Origin of the sequence: Pantoea sp. Morm, from assembly GCF_016643525.1 — a bacterium.
In the GTDB taxonomy this organism is placed as follows: domain Bacteria; phylum Pseudomonadota; class Gammaproteobacteria; order Enterobacterales; family Enterobacteriaceae; genus Pantoea; species Pantoea dispersa.
Map to the genome: position 1 here is coordinate 75,920 of NZ_VOQX01000008.1, position 15,351 is coordinate 91,270.

Consider the following 15,351-nt stretch of genomic DNA (forward strand, 5'->3'; position numbering starts at 1 on the left):
GACGCTATGATTAAGGCCACATGGAACAGTGACAGCTGTGCATCTTACCTGCAGCCCACGTTTGATCTTCGTCCGGCACTTCGCGTAACCCTGTTAGAGGACTTTCTGGCTTTTAAGGGGCACGGCACCTTTCCGGATGTTTTTGGAAAAGACGTGCCCTATACCGCGCCGGCAGCCATCGCCTCCTCTCGCGTATATCACGTGCACCTTCTTTTCACCAGACCGGAAAAAACCAGCTCGCGGATCGCATACAACCGTACCAGCGACCGTGCTCTGGTGTATTCTCAGCACGCTAAATTCCCCCAGGTTTATAGCCTGCTGGCGATTTTCCCTAAGGATGCCCACGCAAGAGCAAAGGATCCGGAGGTGCTGAAGGATATTGCAGCTTACGCTAAGGCATTTCAGGAACTCAGCAACCCCTGAATGCGCACCACATCTCTCTTCAGGTTTTCTTTCATGCAGTTCCCGTTACGTCCCGAGGATCCCGCAACTGACTCACGCCGCCCGCATTGTTCTCGGCTGATATCGTTAAATACGGGAGTTGCGGCTCACCTACTGCTTTCCGGGTAGCTCCGCGCGCGGCCGGTGTCCCCTTACTTGTCGTCATTGAAACGCTCACGCCCGTTAAGCTACGGCTTTGCAACATCTCCTTACCTGAACGCCAACAGCAGCGGTACCATACAGCTCAAAACGTCTTTTTATCCGGGGCGTCAGGCTCGTGGCAAATGAAGAACGCGGGAAGCAGGCTGTCATGCTCACCTGCAGACATGCTGAAAATCACCTTCTGCAGCAGGGCTGCTGTGTGGTTTGCCGGGTGCCGGTTTGTTTCCCTGCCCCGCGGGCAGTCCCTGTCAGGTGCCCCGCGCCAGCGTGCCTCGCTGCGCCTGGATCAGCATCGTGCGGGCATCGCCCGCCTCCCACGTAAACTGCACCTGATTGTCCGCCGCCACGTCCAGCGCAAACACCTGCATATAAATGTCGGTGGTTTCTTCTTTCTTGTGCCCCATCAGCGCCTGAACGACCTTTTTGTGCGTATGACTGTAGAAAAGATGCATGGCGAACGAATGGCGCAGCGCCTTAGGACACACCGTCAGTGGAAAGGTGACGCCGTCACGTGAGGCGTCGGCCACGGCTTCGTTCAGCCAGCGCCTCACCGTCCTGTCGGTGACCGGCCACAGCGGCTCATGCCGCTTTGGCCTGAAAGTGGCCATGTGCTGGCGTAGCTGGGTCAGAAAACGGCCGTCCGTCAGCGGCACGATCCTTTCCGGCACCTGATTTTCATCCTTACGCGGGCGGCCGCGGCCGCGCGTGCGCTGCTTGAGAGTTTTCAGCACCACGTAGGGCTGGCCGCCGTCGTCCAGCACAAAATCTGCCGGGGTCAGCGCTAGCGCCTCGTTAATGCGCGCGCCGGTGTTCCACATCAGGTTAATGAGGCTCGCGCGCTGCAGGTCGGGAATGTAGGAAAGCAGCGCGGCGACTTCCGGCGCCAGCAGGTAGCGCGGCAGCCTCCCGTCATGGAGCGCCATCCTCCGCAGGCGCATCGCCTGCGGCAGGTTCATGGCGGGCACGCGCGCGCCCGCGTTCAGGTGTTCCGGCAGTCCTGCGGTCATGGTTACCTCTGCAACAGTCACGCCCGAAACTTACGGCGTCGCTGCGTGAATTCTGAAAAGTTTTACGGGTCTGATATCGCCAGATTTTACACAGCGACGCCTGGTGTAATTCCGGTGATTTTCTGACCGAAAAACGCAGCATGGGGAAAATTTTCACCTGACGGCGGGGAATTTGCCATCAAAAAAAATACCCGAAAAGAAGATCCTGCAAAAGTGAAAAATGTCCGACTTTCTTTATATGGACTCAAAAGCGGACACCGGCATGATTTTCTCAGGATCTACTCTCTGCACAGGGTTTGCCGGAATTCACTATATATAGTAGTTATCATAGTAACTATAGCGCTATATAATGTGTTTTTCAGCGAAAATTCCTGGTATGCGTCAGGATCCGTCTTCGGGGAAAAACGGACATGAGTGTCAGTTGCGTGTCTGGCCACCGGCATGACGTTTTCTGAATCGTTTCGCTTATCGCGTCTTCTGCACTCATCGCATATTTATCTGAGGAAAGTAAATGGACCCTGTTCTGCCATCACTAATTTCAAGCGCCGTTTATGACATGGTTAAAGCAGGCGCGTTACTCACGTTTGATAAACTTAAAGGTGGACTCACGCAGTACATCACCAGCGAGCGCCACGCGGAGATCATCGCGGAAAAGATCAGCCACATGGAAATTAACAGGACCATGAGTGAGTATGCGATCGAGGAAAAAATCAGAAGCGAACCGTCACTGATGGAAATCCTCAGTAACCTCCCACAGCAGGGACGTATTGTGACGCAGATCCACCACGGCAGCGGCGACAACGTCGCCGGGGATAAATATGGCCGGTAATAACGAGACCCGTTCAGTCTTACAGACCCATACAGGACGCGGTGATAATTACGCCGGCGACCATATAGACTTCAGTGGCAGCCAGCTGTATTTAGGTCTCATGCCTGACGAGCTTAAGGGTATAGTTCGTCTTGTGCTTGATCACATTGCAAATTACCGGCTTGATGATGCACGCAAAATACTCGCCGGCCCGCAAACCATCAGCTTTGGCCCACAGGACAGTAACGATCTGATTTCTGTCCTGACCTCCCTGTGTGATGTTGTCGAGCATCGCGATGGTCATACAGACGGTCAGGAACTCCGGCGTATTGTCAGAGAGGCGGGCAGCAGCGATCTGGCCGACCTGGCGTTATCCATTATTCTTCGCCTGCAGGTGCGCAGTGGAGATGTATCCGGAGCGGCTGAACGATTCAGATCTGCCTCCCGCTACGGAGCCTATTCGCGTGCAATCTATTTTGAATGGCTGTGTGAGGAGCAGGAGCTGCAGGCGGTGTACGCTGCTGAAAAGTTTGCGCTCACACCTCATGAACTCGGCGCCCTTGCAGGCGGGCTACTCCGCTTTTCAAACGGGCAACTGGCTTCAGAGGTCGCCAGCTTTATACTCGCTGAAAATGCCGGGAACTATAACGGCAAAGTCCTCATGGTGCTGGCGCGGGCCTGGGAAATCAATGCCCGAATAACTTCGCAGTGTTACTGGCTGCTCAAGCAGGCAGATAAGGATGCCGTCTTAAAACTCATCAACGATACGCTGAGCGTGGCAGGCATGACCGACGGACGAGACAGGCGTTTATACAATATTATCCTGCCTGTCTTTGATTATGTGCAGGCCGATCATGATGCGCTCGAAGAGTTCTGCCTGACGCACATTGAGATGATTGATAGTCTCAATTCCGAATTTGCTGACAGGTTGAGACTGTTTTCCGGATGTAAACCGGGCAAAAGCTCTGAGGTTGCCGGTGGGGAAAGAGATGTGTTGCCGGACTGTGATGTTCAGATGTCCGAAGAGGATTTTTTCCTCCACTTTCAGCTGGGGCATTTTGAAAAGCTGAGGGAATGGACTTCACGCGGGGGCCGCGTCCGGCGGGATGCAGGCACGCTCACTGACGCCGTTTTTTGCGTTATTGAATGCGTATTCAGCAAGCAGTCACGTGCCGATAAGTTAAAAAATGCCGTTGAAACCCTCAGCGACCATCAGGACATCAGGGAACTCAATCCTTATCTTATGCGCGTGCTGGCAAAAGAAATGATGGGGACAAACCACCCTTATGAGGCCGCCATGCTGCTCGACATTCTGTTCAGGGACGCGACGGACGTGTGGTGCTCCCCGCTTGTCGACACATTATGCGAAGCACTTTATGCTGCCAGCCAGTACCGCAGACTTGGGGGTATTGCCGGCATCGTCAGCCCGTCTGAACGCACACCGCTGTTTTATCATCTTACCGTTGACAGCTGTTTCAGACATCAGAATCCGGAAGATGCCCGCGTACTCATTGATGAAGGGCTGGCACTGTATCCGGAGAGTATCAGCCTGCAGTTTTCACGGCTGGTCTACCTCAATCAGTCAGGTGATCATAAGGCGTTGCGCGAGGCGATCAGTACGTTTGACCTGACCTTCCTGGAAACCCCTTCGGAGCATAATTTTGCCGCCATGCATTTTTTACGAGAGCATGGCCGTAGAGAAGATATTCAGGATATTCTGGTCCGATGGTTTGTATCCGATCCTGACAGGCATGCGCGCATTGTCTCGCAGTTTTGCCTCAATACCCTGACCGGGAACACACGTCCCCCTCTTCAGATCAGGCAGGCTTCAGGTAACTGTCTGTGCGGCGTGGCTTTTGAAGTCAATGGTGAGGTGACGACCCGCATTATCTCTTCTTTGCCGGAAACCTCGCATTCAGTGCTGCTTCCCGCGCACTCTCCCCTGGCAACGAAGCTGCTGGAAATGCTGCCCGGGGAAACCTCCATACTGGGCATGCGGAAGATCCGTCTGCTGGAAAAAATACCCGCTTACGTTGCGGTATTCCGGCTGTCGGCACAGCTGAGGAACGAGGCGTTTGACGGTAAAGACGTCTTCTGCAGCCTCAGCCTGCCTCACGCGGCGGAAGATATTCCGGCCTTTCTCCTTGACCATCTCCCTCAACCCGAGTTTGACCACGAATTACTGGGTAACAGCAGCCTGCCTCTGTCGTTGCGTGCATACCGCTATCAGCCGGGTGACCCCGTCAATGCATGCGTGCAGGCGCTGACTGACCAGCGGTTTTTAAAAGCGAGCATGTATGATACAGGTCTGGAGCGAAGCGATACATTTTTCACCGATCTCATTACGCTCATCTATCTGTCGTTAACCTCCCTGTCGGACTATTTTGTCCAGAAAAAGCTTACGCTTTACGTCTCACCTTACACCCTCAGGCTGGTTGATGAGTGGATTGACGGCGTTGAGACGGGGGAATACCGGAAGCTGGGCTTAACCGCAGATCGCCGGATAAGCATACTTAACGCTGAAGCGGTGATGAACGACCGCTCAGGTATATTCAGAAACCTGAAGAGTCTTCGAACGGTTATCACTGCCGTAAAACCTGTCACGGGCGACCTTCCATGGACTTTTTCGCTGCTTCGTGAGGCTCTGCATCCCGTCAGCTTTGCTGAGTATTATGCGATAAGTGCCGGAACATCACCCTATATCACTATTGATGCCTTCAGTGCAGCGTACGTGCGTGTTTCCTGTGGGGACGTCGTCTGTAATACCCGCAATATCCTGATTGAGGCAGCCAGTACGCTTCCCTATGCAGATCGTGAAAGCGGGATCGCGCTTCACATATACAGCGCAATGCCTCTTCCGCTGATTCTCTCTGATGTTGAAAACCTTTCCTCTTCTCCCCGCTTTGCAGGACCAGAGGCGCTCTGTCGCTTTCTTGCCATACTGACGCCTACACTGCCTGGAGAGGTGAACGTATATGATTTTCTCGTCAGCGTTTACCTGCGCTATGTACAGAAAGTTGCGCATGAGCACGTGCGTTTATCCTGCGTTAACCCGTTCTTAACCGCCGAAGCCTGTCCCTTCAGCGCAGGACTGGATCGCGTGATGTATGCCTGCTGCGGCTATTTGCTCCGCACCGGGGGCGCGGGGTCGTCTGAAGAAAAGTTAATTGCCCTTACGTGCACCTTCCTCTCCCACTGTGACGATACTGACCTGTTCGTCAGGAAGTTCTGGCCTTACATCCAGCTTTTTATGCAGGGAAGATTTATGTCATCTGCGGTGGTGGTCGAAGGTGTCAACAGCATCTGGCGTGACGTACAGCGCCGTCTCAGAGAAAGTAATCATGTCGACCTGGCCGCGCCGCAATAACCTCTTTGAAGTGGGCTGTCAGGTGATCAAATTTCGCATGCGAAATTTTGAAGTTGAATATGGGTACAAATAACTTAGTTCTACCGGCGGCAAAAAATGCCCCTTGACCAGATACCTGACGTAGAATTTACCTGAGTATTGCTGTGCATGACTTTTTGAAAAATTTTCAATGCCCGCTTCCAGCGAGGTGCACCTCCAGAGCTTTAAGGGAAGAAATCGGGAAGATTTTTTCGCCTGCAGAAGGCAACTTGGGATGTTCCCTAACTTTTCAGGCGCGCTCAGTTTAAATGTTCTTTCGGGGATGTTTCCACTAGAGGTGATAAATCAGGGATTTCGCATGCGAAATTTTAAAGAATCATTGTTGATTCTTTATTTCCCTTAACGGATACTGGCCGAGTTAACCGGGCGAGCCGGTTACGTTTAGGGCGAAACGCCAGACTTAAGGACATAATTAGTCCTTGCTTCATTACCTGGTCAGCGACGCGCCACCATCCATATTTCGCATGCGAAATTGAAAAGGACGAAGCTGTGTTAAAAGATGAACCATGTAAGGTGATTATCATTGGTAATCAGAAGGGCGGTGTAGTGAAATCACAGTCCACTAATGAAATCACTTTCAACCTGCAGGCCGCGGGCTTCAGAACGCTGATGATCGATTTCGATACTACATCAGGACTGACGGAAAGGACTTTTCCGGACGCGTTACCGCTGTCGATCGATAAAGAACCCATGGGCAACACGTTTTCGCCTGGCGAGGCGAATGCCTATCAGTTGTTTTTTACCGATACTGAAATCACTCCTCATGTCCTTCCCGATGGCCGACATATCATTGGTTCGACGAATGAATTGCATGAAATCAATTACCGTCCCCAGGACTGCATCTTTGACTTCAAAGAGAGGATAGGGCAGCTGCGGGAGAACTATGACTACATTTTTATAGATTCCGCGCCGGAGTATAATAACCTGCTGATTGCTTCTCATCTTGTTGCCGACTTTCTGCTTGTACCGACGCTTCTGGAGAAATCTTCACGCATTGGCGTAGGTAAACAGCTTTCTTACATGCAGCGGATACGCAAAAACTACAACCCGAATCTTCGCTTCCTTGGCACTTATGTTACGCAGACCAGCGTGCAAAACTACAGCCAGCCATTGCTTGAAGGGTATCTGACGGCCGTCGAGACTGAAAATCTGCAAAGGTTGCTGGACATTCTGGCCGAGAAAAATTATGGAGCGGATATGGTGCTGGGCTACATTTCCTGGGTGAAGAACCTGGCCAAGGAAGCAATAGAGCTCGGCCAGACCATCCGGGAATATGCGCCTGCCAGCAAGCCTGCTCTCCAGTATCAGGAACTTTCAGCAAAGATTGCAGAGCTTACCGGAGGATGTGCAGATGGCCGTCAGTAAATTTCAGAAACAGCTGAGCAAGCTAAAATCCGGCCATGCACCGGCTCTGCCCGACGTGGCTGCAAGTGTCGGGGTGCGTGATGCACCGGCACCCGTCGGAACGCCAGAGTCCACAACGATGCGCGCAGAGATCGCCAGACCGGGACCGGAACCTGAAGGTCAGATTATACGTGTAAAAGCGGACGAGATTTACGAGGTGGAACAGGTCCGACCGGAAGGAGACTTTGACGAGGAGATTATCTCCGGCATGGTGGATTCTTTCAGTGAGCTGGGCAACCTCACGCCACCCCGCTGTTTTCCACGTGATCGGCAGGGCTATCGCGTTTGGTTTGGTGCAACCCGCGTCCGCTCAATGAAAAAGCGCGGCGACGAGTTCATTGATATCTATGTCGGAAGGCCCCCCCGGGATGAAAAACAGCGCATCATGGGTCAGTTAATTGAGAACCTCCAGCAATCGGGACTCAGGCCACTGGCCACCGCGCTCGCTTTTGAAACCCTGAAAAGAGAATTTGGCATGAGCGGTGAGGAAATTGCCCGCGCACTGGGAAAACCAACAGCCTTTGTCAGTAAACATATGCGGATCAGCGCAGCGCCGGAAAAAATCAAAGCTCTGCTGCAAAAACGCCTGATCTCCGATGTGGACTCGGCTTATATGCTTGTTCAGCTGGATGCGCTTGATGAAAGTAAGTCAGATAATCTGATCGGCAAAATTGCACAGGGCCAGAGCATTTCCAGGGCAAGAATAAAAAAAGAGCTGAACACACTTAAAGGTCGAAGCGCAGTCACTCTGCCGACAGGCAGGGAGATTTCGCATGCGAAATCTCCCCCTCCTGATAGCGACGACACTGCCCTGGACAGGGAAAATATTTCAGAAGCAGAATGCAGAGCTAAAGGCGTTTCCCTGACGGATGATAAATTAGCATCGACAGGGGCTCTGGTTCCGGTAGTCAGCGTTGACGGTGCCGAGGGCATTTTAATGCTTGAACGTGAACCGGAAGAGTATGGCTGGGTGTGGGTCAGGACGACGCAGGGGGAGCTGCATATTGAAGCATCAGCCGTCACGCTGTTAGGTATGCGGGTAGTAGGATGAAACGTTCCCATCGCTCACCTTTTCTCCGGCTCACCTCCACGTTTCGCGCAGACGTTCTTACCCAGTGGATTGCAGGATGCTCAACCGACCTGGCCTCAGCAGCGCGTCATCTGACAGAGCATGCCTGTCATCGTCGCCTGATTAAGCGGGAATTTGCGGTGTCCTCTGCTCTGCTGGAAGAATGGTGTCGGCGTGGTAAACCGCCACTCTGGGCCGCGCTCGCGGCATTTGATCTCCGCTTAAATAATGGCTGGCGACCTGAGACGTCAGAAGACTGGGCTGGTTTTGCGTCACTGTTCATAAAGCTAAACGAATCAAATGACCTGGAGTCGCTTTGCCAGAAACTGCCTGACGGTATGGACGTTCGTATTGCGGCGGGATGGCTGACTGCGGCGATGGAGGAGGATTTGCATTACAGGACCAGACATCGGATTGCTGAGGGAAATCTATGACCTTTCATGAACTGGACTGTATTCTGCATTCAACCGGTCGTCGCTCACTCGCCGGCAGTCTTGTCTTTATCCTGGCAGACACGCTGGATGATGGCGCGGATGGCATGGATCTGGACGCTTATGAGCAGTTCAGCGGTTTTGTCCGGACGAATATCAGATCCGTTGCCTCAGCACTTGAAAGGGCCGGCGTCATTCATATCTATTATTATCAGGAACCCTGCAGCGGCCAGGTTAGGGAGTTACATACCTCGAACTGCCATGCCCGCTGGGCAAAACAGCACTACAGGCTGTCTCAAGCGGTGAGGGATCTTTTGAGAAGATAGCTAAATTTCGCATGCAAAATAAATTCCTGACCCGGCTGTCAGCCGGGCCGGGAGTAAATCAGGACGGTGATTCTGAGCTGACAATTCATACAGTCGCATACCTGAGCAGCATTCTGCACTATCGCGTATAGCTCAGCGGTCTCTGCCAGAGCCCCGCCATAGATATGCGAAGTTTCAGACCTAGTATCGGGCCCGGCCGCTGTAAAGTAATGACTTTGCTACTTCTGACTGAACACATTCCATTTCAACAGCCGTATTTTCCAGCACTGAAAGGAATCTTTCTGCCCAGGCGTGGCAACCGTTGAGATGCAGTCCTTTCATCAGGCGCGAATGCAGATTACGCCGCTCTCTCAGGGATAGAGATAACGCGGTGTGCAGCGCATTCGCAATGGCCTGTGGATCGTATGGGTTCACAATAATTGCACCATCCATCTGCTCCGCTGCCCCGGCGAATTTTGACAGCACTAAAACGCCCGGGTTATCAGGATTCTGTAATGCAACATACATTTTAGCCATCAGGCCCATGCCTGAAGACAGGGGAGTGACCAGTGCGACGCGCGATGCCCTGTAAATCCCCGCCTGCTCCTCCCGGCTGTAACTCCTTGTCAGGCAACTTACCGGATACCAGTCAAGGGTACCGTGGGTGCCGTTAAACTCACCGCAGTGGCTCTCAAGCCTCTGGCTGATTTCTTCAGATTGATGAGCATGGCCTGCTGCAGGGGATGCCAGCTGGAGCAGGGTGATATTGTGGTGATAAGAAGGGTGCGTTCTGAGCAGAACTTCAAGGGCGCTGATACGGTAAGGAAGACCGGCACTGTCATCCAGATGGCCCCCGCTGAGAACAGTATTCCCGGGCAAATCACTGAGGCATTGCTGCTCCATAAACTCACAGCTGTTGCTGTCCAGCAGGCACCTGACATCTTCAAGGTCTATCCCGACGGGAAAGACGCCTATTCTGACCATCCGCCCCTGAACACGGTAAGTATTGATGCCTGTATGTTCAATGCGAAATTCACCTTCAAGCCAGACGACGAAGTTATTCATGTCCTGAACCGTCTGGAAGCCAATCAGATCATAGCAAAGCAGGGATTCTGCCAGCCATCGCCACTCGGGCACTGCTTCGAAAACTTTACCGGAGGGGAAAGGCTGATGTAGAAAGAACCCGACCTGATTGGTTAGCCCGGCTTCACGCACGTATCGGGCGCAGGCAAGCAGGTGGTAGTCCTGGATCCAGATGATGTCATCTGGCATAGCGTACTCACAGATGGCCCTTGCGTAGGTTTCATTGATATTCTGATATTCTCGACGGCCTGAGGCAGTAAATTGTGCCAAATCGGGGCGCTGATGAAATACCGGCCACAGGCCTTTATGTATGTAATCATGATAACCTTCCATCACTTCTCCCGGCGTGAGCGCAAAAGAGAGCGTGTCATACTGACCATTTTGCCGGAAGGTGAGTGCACGTAGGGCATCTGAAGCCTGAGCCTCCGTGACGCCATTCCAGCTTATCCAGAGCCCGCCACAGCGTGATAAAATGCTTTCATAAATAGCTGAAAGAGTAGTTCGCTTTGACTGGTTGTGTGAAACCAGAATAAGACCTGACATGATACTTTCCTTTGAATAGGAGTGGTCGTGGTTGTTACTGGTAGTGGTGCAGGTCCCCGTGAAGGTATCGTGAAGCAATAAGTGAATAACTCCGCTCATAAGCTCCCCGCAGAATTACTGTCTTAACAGGTGATCCGTGAGACCTGATTCAGCGTAACCTGCGTGACCGGCGTCTGGCCCGAATATGTCTGGCAATAGCGTATGGCTCCTGAATCCGCATTTCTCGAGAAATTCATGCGAAGTTTTACTTAAACAGATAACGGTGTGGCACCCACGCACGGCGGGATGAGATATGCAGCAGCTGAGAAGCCACGACCCGAGCCCGATAAAACGATATTCCTGCGATATATACAGATCTCTGACAACGGCAGTTTCGGCCATATCAGTTACAACCCGTGCAAAGCCAATCTGACGCCCGTTGCGGTAAAGACCGAAACACAGGCTCGTACTGAGCGCCAGAGCAAGACGCCGGGCATCAGAGGTTAAATCACTGAGCCACTGAAAAATCAGTCTGTGATTGAGCAGGCTGGAGTCTGTGCTCACCTCAAAGGAATCCCTGAACCATTTTCTTGGTGACAACAAACAAAGACGCTGCTGCTCGGCAAGATCTGCCACTGCTGAAGAACCGTTTGATGAAATGCCGTGGGTCATGTTGAAGTTTTTCATTCATGCTTCCTGTCACGTGAGCGCATCTGCGCCTGATGAGGTTCATTAAAGCGCGCGGCATATAAAAATTTTGTAAAATAAAGAGGTAAATGGATAAAAAAATAGAAAAAGGAACCAATAGTTCGACATGTATTTATTCATACATAATAGATAATACAAGATAGATAAATTTTATTTCCGTATTAAAAATGAAGCCCTTGATTATGATGGGTTACAAATAATTTAAGGAATAGTTCTTTAATGATTTTTCGACATGACAATCTTAAAACGTGATGGAGTATCAGAAGCTCCATCACGTTATTGATAAATTGAATACTTATTCAGCCAGCCTGCTTACCCCTCCTTTGATAAAGGGCTGGCAAGACAATGCGGCAGATTTTAGCTCATCATTCATTTTCTTATCATACTCATGATCCCAGGGTACAAATCGTAGCATAGCTTTATATGGCTCTCTTATTGATTCAGGGCATAATAATTTCATTCCGTTAAGAGAATAAACCATGACTCCCCTTACTTTGAAAAAACCTCCTTTTAGAGCAGTTTCCAATTTCCACTCGGTGCGGTTAAATTGCTCAGGAGGAAATATTTTTTCGTCGACCTGATAGGACCTGTTTTTCCAGTCAGAAATTCCGGAAAGTGCTATGGTTTTATCTACAAGGACGGGATAGAAAGAAGGTACATACATCGCTGTAAGCAGTGGCCATACCATTACGATTACAATTCCGAATTTGAAATGCCACGAGCTATTTTTGATATGAGCATCGGTACAAACATATACCATGCCTGGAAAAAGACTGGCAATACCTATCAATGATACCAGTAAAGCAACCTTGCTCAGCATCTCAATATTATCGCCTGCCATTTTGGTATTCACCCACCCGAAGACCATGGCAAAACTAAATGCAAAGAACAAAGAAATAATCGTTATTATCAGAAAAGGAACGCCTACATAAGAGAGCAAAGCGGTTTCTCTTTTTTGTTTAGCACCCTGATATTCATGTGAAATTAACACCGTCTTTCTGACGGAAAAGTAATTTATCAAGAAAATCACTGCAAAACTAATCAGGAAAGAAAACCATCCTATAAATTTTTCGAACGCGTGAAATCTATCTGATAAAGACGCCCATAAAAAGAAAATTATTATGGTGAAAACGAGGGAGGTTATTGCAGATAGTGAGATTCGTCTCTTTAAATCATTTTGGTTATGAAGTTTTCTGAAATTTGAGTGAAATGACAAAATGAAGATCACAGACGGAATAAAAAATATTATTGCGAATGCTGCTATAACCAGGATCATGAAGATGAAGACGAAGTTGAAAATTGAGAGAACAGAAAGACTCTCCGCAAAAAGATTCGCATTATCAAAGAAGCTCAGGTAAGTCCTTATTGTTACTATGGACAAGATCGCAGGGATAAGACTCAACAACCAGATTATTTTCTTCATAAAATATCCTTAAATTATTTTTCCTCATGTATCTTTTTTAAATATCAATTTATGACTTAGGTAATTTATCTCACTATGGCTTTTTTTGTGACTAAAATATTTTAATTTTCCTTTCCCCTAGAAAAAGAATCTTTTGGAATTTAGCTTCAGGATTTACAAATTTTTAGAGAGTATTTTCTTTTTTGTTTGAGGTAACAGGTTTACAGCGTCGAGAAAAGACGATTTTTTCGGTCTTAAAATTATTTATAACCAGAAAATTCCCGCTTAGAATTAAGTGAAAACCCTGGGTGTCATCACAGTTATTTTGAATGGACGGTGTTTCTAGTGTTTAGATGGACCAAGAGCATTAGCCCTACTGGCGTTATTAGAGAGAATAAATCCTTGTGAATTTTTGAGATATTACTTAGCTCGACATGGATGTTGCTCTTAGAAGCGTCATCATCCTTCTGTGATTTTAACGCTTGTAATCATCTGAACAGTGACCGGCGGGATATAGATTTTACGCGGCCTGAAGTCAGCAGTTCTGAGCGCACATTGACAACTATCATACCTGTCATATGCATCATTACCCGGTCTTGCTCTAAAAACATTTTCATGAGTACGCTGAGGATGGCTACATTTTCAGGAGCAGTGAATGAATTTCTATCAGAAGCTCAGTCAGCCTGCCGTCAGGGCAGAGATGGCGGAAGAATGGGGGCTCGCTGCCTCACAGTGGCAAAAGCTGCTGACCCTGCCCGCGGCTTATCCCTGGCGGATGTGGATCCGTGGCAGGATAAGCTACTGCAGAGAACGAGCCTCAGCGCCGCCCCGCCGGCAATGAGTCCGTAAGCTGACTTTACCAACCGGTACGGCTGGCGTGCCGGTTACAACGGAGCAAATGAATGGCCTTCAAGAGCCCGGCCCAGAATTACAGTGAGACGCGCCTGAACCTGGGTGACCTCGTCAGCCTCTCCCCTATTCCACCTGTCTGATGCGCAGCGACAGCGATTTTCTGACGCCGGCATTGCGAAAGGTTCAGTGCAGGCCATCGACCGTGTGCTGGCCGCGACGCATGGTGCCGTGGTGGAAGGCGAACTGACGCTGCAGCGTCTGCTGCTCAACCCCGTTCCCGCCCTGCAGGCGCCGGATGCGGATGAAACCGTCACGCTGATCGACGTGAGCCAGCCGCTGCCGGTCTGGGATGTGGTGGCCTGTGCCCTCACCGACGTGGCCGGGCCGGGATTCAGCGGACCCGCCGGAGAGTGACCATGTTTGCCCTTGCGGATGCCAACAACTTTTATGACCCCTGCGAAACCGTGTTCCGTCCCGACCTGCGCGGCACCCCATCGTCGTCGTCTCTAACAACGACGGGTGTGTGATTGCGCGCTCGGCAGAGGCGCAGCGCATATGCATTAAAATGGCTGCCCGCGGTTTCAGAACGAGCGTTTCTTCCGCGAGAGCGGCGTGCACGTGTTCAGCTCCAACTACGAGCTGTACGGTGACATGTCGGCGCGCATGATGGCCATACCGGGAGAGATGGAGGCGAGGCAGAAAGTCTATTCCATAGATGAGAGCTTTCTGGACGTGACCGGGCTGGCGGCCGCGTTCATTGCTATCCTGATGACTGCCATGATGCTGGCCTGTCGGGGCCTGAAAAATTTGGTCATCAGACGCGCAGAAACGAAGCGTTTAACCATGCGGATAACATGACGGCGGCCGCGGTGGCAGGCGCCTCTGTCTGGTTCTGGGGAACCGGCGCCGTACTTTTGCTGATGACGGTGACGGCCCTGCTAGTTACGACCTGTGTGATTGGGATGCGCGAACGCGACGTTGATAACCGGCTTGCATGCGGGCTGAAAGCGGACGCCGGCAGCGCTGCCCTTCCGCGCCTGTCTGTGCTCCTTAGCGAGCCCGCACTGCTCATCGGCGGCGGGAATAAATCCGGGCGTGTTTGCTGCGGCCACCGTGATAATTTCGCAGGCCGTAATGACCCGGTCGCGCTGTATGCCGCGCGCCGGGCGCCGAGAACGCGCTACCTTACTCTCATCACCGCGGCCCTGAGTATCCTGCCCATGCGGGCCGCAGTGGACTCCCTCGGCGACTACATTGCGTTCATGCCCGTTATACAGGTACTGGACGGAGTGGCGGCCGGGCTTCTGGGGGTTGCCGTGCCGGGCTTTGTTGTCAGGGGGCTCGACGGTAAAGGGCACACCAATGCCGGCCAGAGCTTTATCCTGCTCATGCAGGGAGCCGGCGCTGCCCTGAGCCCGGACATGACGGGCACGCTGATTTCGCATTATTCTTATTCCGCCGCGTTTGCTGTGATAGGCGCGCTGACCGCGCTGGCGCTGATCATCTGGGTGGGGGGGGCAGCGTGCCTCGCTGACGGCGACAGCTGCGCCGGAAGCTTTGCCCGGAGAAGAAACCTATACGCGGCTGAATCGTGTTTTGCGCAAAATGCAAAGACGTACTTTTGGCAGCTTATGCGGCTTCAGACAAGTGTCTCCGCCACAACACGGTAAGGGGCGATTAGTGATGTGGCTGGATGCAGGCCTGACCTGTATCTGCTGGAGCAATTTTGCCATTCCTACACTGAATATGCC

At 51.4% G+C, this 15,351-nt stretch carries 13 protein-coding genes and 1 pseudogene; 10 read left to right on the forward strand and 4 right to left on the reverse strand.

Features of this window, described 5'->3' with window-relative positions; translation table 11 throughout:
• Positions 1-6 precede the first annotated feature (6 nt).
• A complete protein-coding gene (locus FT726_RS04970) occupies positions 7-423 on the forward strand; it encodes a type II toxin-antitoxin system YafO family toxin (protein ID WP_346302500.1) in 417 nt (138 codons plus the stop codon).
• Between the two features lie 428 nt (positions 424-851).
• Here the strand turns inward: FT726_RS04970 and FT726_RS04975 are convergent, their stop codons facing one another.
• Positions 852-1,610, reverse strand: coding sequence for a tyrosine-type recombinase/integrase (locus FT726_RS04975; RefSeq protein WP_346302501.1), 759 nt, complete (start codon positions 1,608-1,610; stop codon positions 852-854).
• Positions 1,611-2,121: 511 nt separating this feature from the next.
• On the opposite strand from FT726_RS04975, the gene FT726_RS04980 reads away from it, so the two are divergent.
• The 6 genes from FT726_RS04980 to FT726_RS05005 all read left to right on the forward strand — a co-directional run bounded on the left by FT726_RS04980 (position 2,122) and on the right by FT726_RS05005 (position 9,054).
• A complete protein-coding gene (locus tag FT726_RS04980) occupies positions 2,122-2,439 on the forward strand; it encodes a hypothetical protein (RefSeq protein WP_346302502.1) in 318 nt (105 codons plus the stop codon).
• On the forward strand, positions 2,429-5,785 hold the full coding sequence (locus tag FT726_RS04985) for a hypothetical protein (RefSeq protein ID WP_346302503.1): 3,357 nt from the start codon (positions 2,429-2,431) through the stop codon (positions 5,783-5,785). The genes FT726_RS04980 and FT726_RS04985 overlap by 11 nt, the downstream gene beginning before the upstream one ends.
• A 528-nt stretch (positions 5,786-6,313) precedes the next feature.
• Positions 6,314-7,189: a ParA family protein gene (locus tag FT726_RS04990; RefSeq protein ID WP_346302504.1), complete on the forward strand. Its 876-nt coding sequence runs from the start codon at positions 6,314-6,316 to the stop codon at positions 7,187-7,189.
• Positions 7,176-8,279, forward strand: a complete 1,104-nt coding sequence (locus FT726_RS04995; RefSeq protein WP_346302505.1) for a ParB/RepB/Spo0J family partition protein — start codon at positions 7,176-7,178, stop codon at positions 8,277-8,279. Before FT726_RS04990 ends, FT726_RS04995 begins: the two co-directional genes overlap by 14 nt.
• Entirely contained in the window at positions 8,276-8,731 is a 456-nt protein-coding gene (locus FT726_RS05000; RefSeq protein ID WP_346302506.1) for a hypothetical protein, read from the forward strand. Before FT726_RS04995 ends, FT726_RS05000 begins: the two co-directional genes overlap by 4 nt.
• The gene (locus tag FT726_RS05005) at positions 8,728-9,054 is read left to right on the forward strand and encodes a hypothetical protein (protein ID WP_346302507.1); all 327 of its coding nucleotides are present in this window, start codon (positions 8,728-8,730) and stop codon (positions 9,052-9,054) included. The genes FT726_RS05000 and FT726_RS05005 overlap by 4 nt, the downstream gene beginning before the upstream one ends.
• 180 nt (positions 9,055-9,234) lie before the next feature.
• On the opposite strand, the gene FT726_RS05010 is transcribed toward FT726_RS05005, so the two are convergent.
• The 3 genes from FT726_RS05010 to FT726_RS05020 form a co-directional block, all read right to left on the reverse strand.
• The gene (locus tag FT726_RS05010; protein ID WP_346302508.1) at positions 9,235-10,659 is read right to left on the reverse strand and encodes a trehalose-6-phosphate synthase; all 1,425 of its coding nucleotides are present in this window, start codon (positions 10,657-10,659) and stop codon (positions 9,235-9,237) included.
• Positions 10,660-10,773: 114 nt separating this feature from the next.
• On the reverse strand, positions 10,774-11,325 hold the full coding sequence (locus FT726_RS05015; protein ID WP_346302509.1) for a GNAT family N-acetyltransferase: 552 nt from the start codon (positions 11,323-11,325) through the stop codon (positions 10,774-10,776).
• Positions 11,326-11,641: 316 nt separating this feature from the next.
• Positions 11,642-12,769: a hypothetical protein gene (locus tag FT726_RS05020; RefSeq protein ID WP_346302510.1), complete on the reverse strand. Its 1,128-nt coding sequence runs from the start codon at positions 12,767-12,769 to the stop codon at positions 11,642-11,644.
• Positions 12,770-13,702: 933 nt separating this feature from the next.
• On the opposite strand from FT726_RS05020, the gene FT726_RS05025 reads away from it, so the two are divergent.
• The 3 genes and pseudogenes from FT726_RS05025 to FT726_RS05035 all read left to right on the forward strand — a co-directional run bounded on the left by FT726_RS05025 (position 13,703) and on the right by FT726_RS05035 (position 15,270).
• Positions 13,703-14,014, forward strand: coding sequence for a hypothetical protein (locus FT726_RS05025; RefSeq protein ID WP_346302511.1), 312 nt, complete (start codon positions 13,703-13,705; stop codon positions 14,012-14,014).
• Between the two features lie 2 nt (positions 14,015-14,016).
• Positions 14,017-14,344, forward strand: a pseudogene (locus FT726_RS05030) (DNA polymerase V subunit UmuC); the annotation flags it as partial.
• A 110-nt stretch (positions 14,345-14,454) separates the two neighbouring features.
• Positions 14,455-15,270, forward strand: a complete 816-nt coding sequence (locus tag FT726_RS05035) for a hypothetical protein (RefSeq protein ID WP_346302512.1) — start codon at positions 14,455-14,457, stop codon at positions 15,268-15,270.
• Positions 15,271-15,351: the final 81 nt, after the last annotated feature.